This window comes from Thermoleptolyngbya sp. M55_K2018_002, from assembly GCF_015295965.1.
GTDB classification, from domain to species: Bacteria; Cyanobacteriota; Cyanobacteriia; order Elainellales; family Elainellaceae; genus Thermoleptolyngbya; species Thermoleptolyngbya sichuanensis.
The window spans coordinates 1-3,605 of sequence record NZ_DVEA01000001.1; the positions used below are offsets into that span (position 1 = coordinate 1).

At 56.0% G+C, this 3,605-nt stretch carries 4 protein-coding genes; 1 reads left to right on the forward strand and 3 read right to left on the reverse strand.

Going from position 1 to position 3,605, the window contains the following annotated elements:
* Positions 1 to 207: 207 nt before the first annotated feature.
* Both IGS51_RS00005 and IGS51_RS00010 read right to left on the reverse strand, forming a co-directional pair.
* Positions 208 to 1,080, reverse strand: coding sequence for an ABC transporter permease (locus IGS51_RS00005; protein ID WP_297074704.1), 873 nt, complete (start codon positions 1,078 to 1,080; stop codon positions 208 to 210).
* Between the two features lie 17 nt (positions 1,081 to 1,097).
* Positions 1,098 to 2,084 carry a cupin-like domain-containing protein gene (locus IGS51_RS00010; protein ID WP_297074705.1) on the reverse strand — a complete coding sequence of 329 codons (987 nt, stop codon included), beginning with the start codon at positions 2,082 to 2,084 and terminating at the stop codon, positions 1,098 to 1,100.
* 454 nt (positions 2,085 to 2,538) lie between these two features.
* On the opposite strand from IGS51_RS00010, the gene IGS51_RS00015 reads away from it, so the two are divergent.
* Entirely contained in the window at positions 2,539 to 3,021 is a 483-nt protein-coding gene (locus tag IGS51_RS00015) for a 4a-hydroxytetrahydrobiopterin dehydratase (RefSeq protein WP_297074706.1), read from the forward strand.
* A 70-nt stretch (positions 3,022 to 3,091) separates the two neighbouring features.
* On the opposite strand, the gene IGS51_RS00020 is transcribed toward IGS51_RS00015, so the two are convergent.
* On the reverse strand, positions 3,092 to 3,605 hold a 514-nt coding region (locus IGS51_RS00020; protein ID WP_297074707.1), incomplete at its 5' end, for an FAD-binding oxidoreductase.

Genomic DNA, 3,605 nt, shown 5'->3' on the forward strand with positions numbered 1-3,605 from the left:
GGGGGATCTCTGAGTGCTTAACATTACAGGCGATACCTTTTCAAACACCCTCTCAAGTATGTCAGTGCCTTTTTTATGACTTGCTTTATGACTTGTCTCTATTCTCCGAAGGGAACTGCGAATCAATCGGGACACCAACTAAAATCCAAAATCGCATTTATTCCACCCAGCTTCAACCCTCAGGCTTCCAGGCTTGGGCTTCAAACCTTAGGCTTCCAAGGCTCCCTGGCGCAGGGCGATCGCCAGTCCAGCAAATACAATCAGCATCACCACCAGCGAAAACGCTGCGCCCAGCGGCCAGTTGTAGGACACGCCAAACTGGGACGAGATGACGTTACCCAACATGATGCCGCTGGGGCTGCCTACCAGACTCGGCGTGATATAGTCGCCCATCGTCAGCGCGAACACGCTGATAGAACCCGCAAACACGCCCGGTGTCACGAGGGGCAGAATGACTCGGCGAAAGGTTGTGAGCGGCGGCGCGTTTAGGTCAGCGGAGGCTTCTAGCAAGTCCTGGGGCAACCGCTCGAAGGCGGTGATGATGGGCAAGATCATGAACGGTAGCCAGACGTGAACAAACGTAAGCATGGTCGAAAACGAGTTGTAGAGGAACACCGTGCTGGGTTCCTGAAGGATGCCCAGCGACAGCAGTGCCGTATTCAACACGCCGTTATAGCCCAGAATGATTTTCCAGGCAAACACCCGCACCAGATAGCTTGACCACAGCGGCAGGATGACGAGGATCGTCAGGAGCGATCGCCACTTGCCGCCAAACCGCGCAATAAAATAGCCCAGCGGCAGGGCCAGCACGATATCAATCAGCGTCACTCCCAGCGCTGTGCCCACGGTTCGCAAAATCACCGTGCGATAGGCGGCATTCGTGAAAATCGTTTTGAAATTGACCAGGCTAAACTCTTTGACAATATCAAACGCCTCCAGCCGCCACACGCTGTAGGAAATCAGCAGCGCCAAGGGGACAAAATAGAGCAGCGTCGTCCATACCAGCGGCGGCAGCAGCGAGGCGTATAGCCCTACTGGGCGGCGGGTGCGGCGTGGGGGAAACGCCTCAAGTTCTATCATCCGTTGCTCCTTCCTTCTTACATCCGCTGCATGATTTTACGAAAGGCCTGCTCTCGATCCGCGCTGGCGATCGCCTCTAGTATATTGGCTGCCAGATGGGGCGCGGCCATCACCACCCCCAAATGCACCCGCCACTTACTCCAGTTTGTGAGCGATCGCCTCCAGGGTAGGACGTGCCAAAAGCGGTTCACTGAGCAAACCGCTCCCTGCCCCAGACTCGTGACCTCATGCCACCAGCCCGCAGGCAGAAAGAGCGCCTCACCTTGCTTCAGCACCGTCTGCTGGCAATGCTCAAGCGCTTCACGATAGCGCGGAAATGCCTCAAAATCAGGGCGATCGGGATAGACCTGACTGTAAACTGCACGCCGCTTCATGCCGTGGCGCACATAGTTGAATAGAGAAAACGGGTAGAGGTTATAAAGCTGGGACGGTGGAAACAAAATGACCCGCTTTTCACCCTGAAACTGCATCAGCGTGCCGTCCATTGGGTCATAGTGCAAGCAAGACGTGTGCCCTCCAGGCCCAACCCAGAGATTAATCGCCGTTGCGGGCAGTCGGAGTCCCAGCTTGGCTTCGGCCGACTGGATCTGTGGCGCAGCCTCCAGCGGCGTTCCCTTGAGCGAACAGCGCCCCAGATAGGCATCTCTTTTCAGCGCTTCGCCCGATTTCAGCATCTCAACATAGCGCGAAAAGTTGAGGCTTTGCGTCGGTACACCGCTGCCAGTGTCTTCCCAGGTGCGCTTGTCTTGCTGGTAGCGATCGCGCCCATACTGCCGCACCGGAAAGGTCAAACTGCCCAAATGTTTCAGCAGGAAGTCTAAGTTCCAATTCAGCCCCTCCAGCAACCCTGTGACGACAACGGGCTTTCCAGGTGCAAGATGCTGCTGCCGAAACTGCCTCTGCGTCAGATTGTGTGCATCTATTCGGGGAACTGGTTTGGCAAATGTTTGGAGGTCAAAATCTTGAGAATCAGGATGGTTAGGGAATGGGTTTGGTTGAATCATAGGAAAATACGCTACGTCACACCACAGTTACAGAATGCGTTCGGGAATGCGTTCAGGAATACTTTTAAGAATGCGTTCTGCACGCAAGGCGCTGGAGTTGCAAAACGCTGAAAAGCATTTCATAGCTATTCATAACCATTCATATTGGAACGCTGCTAGACGGGTATACGAACCGAAACGACACTCCAGCGCACCCGAAATGAGATTGCGCCCGGACAAACCTAAATCAACCGCGATCAAAAGCAGCAATCAGAACAGCAAAGTCCAGAAGACAGCAAAGCGCCCATTGGTAATGACCTCTGGGTGCGCCGGTATGTTTCAACCATAAATATTTGCTGCGAAGCTTGCAGCAGTCTAGAAAACAAGACTGCGAAACTTAACCATAAAAATACCAGCTTGTGGAACCGTTTAATCTCTGCGTAATCTTATTTTGAGGCAGTTTTGAGGCAGCCAGATGAGTCCCTCCAAGTCCATCAAACAAGTCCATCAAAATGGCAAGTCCATCAAAATGGAGTTTCGTATGCACAGAAATATCGAACCCCGGCGCAACTGGATACTGGGCGCTGGGCTGGGACTGGTGCTGGCAATGGGGGCCGGATCGCGAGGGGCGATCGCCCTCCCAGTCTTGCTCAGCAGTGACGAGATAGCCCGGCAAATGCAGGATTTATCTGACTGGGCCCTGGCAGGACAGGGAATTTCCTGCACTTACTCGTTTGGGAACTTTGTGGAGGCGATCGCCTTTGTGAATCGCCTGGTGGAACCCGCCGAAGCCGCCGCCCATCACCCCGACCTGACGATTGCCTACAACCGTGTCACGCTGCGACTCACCACCCACGACGCAGGCGGGCTGACGGATCTCGACTTTCGCGTTGCCCAGGCTGCTCGCGCTGCGACCAATCCTGGCGGCTCGCCGCTGACCTGTGCTGCGATGGAATAGTGTGAGTGATGCAGAGATAGGGGAACTGACTCCAATATTTCCTGCCCGCTTACCAATATTTCCCGCCCGCTTACCAGGCATCCTGCAAGCTATACAGACCAAACATCCCCCGCAGGTACCACGGGCGCAGGTGGGGCAGCGGGAAGTGGCGGAGAGGCTGGCGAAAGGGGGTGGCCAGATCGGTTTCTGAAATCTTGCCGATCAGCAGATGGGCGATCGCCCGGCCGCTCCAAGTGGCGGTGGCCACGCCGTTGCCGTGATAGGCCAGCGCGTAGAAGAGCGTGGGATCATCCGCAAGATGCCCGACATGGGGTACGAGCGCCCTAGAGCCGCAGAGCAGCCCGCTCCAGTAGTGGGAAATTTCCACGTCGCGCCAGGCGGGAAACATCTTGCCCAGTCGTCGCTCCATCCACTGACGGTAGCGGTCGGCTTCTTGTGGGGTGCCCCGTGTGCCGCCGCGCGTCCCCAACAGAAAGCGCCCATCTTTCAGCAGGCGAAAGTAAAACAGCAGATTGCGCGTGTCGTAGATGGGGGTTTCGGTTTTCCAGCCCTGAGCAGCGAGTTCGGCGGCGGTGAGGGGGCGC

Bases quoted from the DNA above. Each gene is read 5' to 3' on its own strand.
- IGS51_RS00015 (WP_297074706.1), top strand. From the start codon at position 2,539: ATGAGTCCCTCCAAGTCCATCAAACAAGTCCATCAAAATGGCAAGTCC.
- IGS51_RS00010 (WP_297074705.1), bottom strand. From the start codon at position 2,084: ATGATTCAACCAAACCCATTCCCTAACCATCCTGATTCTCAAGATTTT.
- IGS51_RS00005 (WP_297074704.1), bottom strand. From the start codon at position 1,080: ATGATAGAACTTGAGGCGTTTCCCCCACGCCGCACCCGCCGCCCAGTA.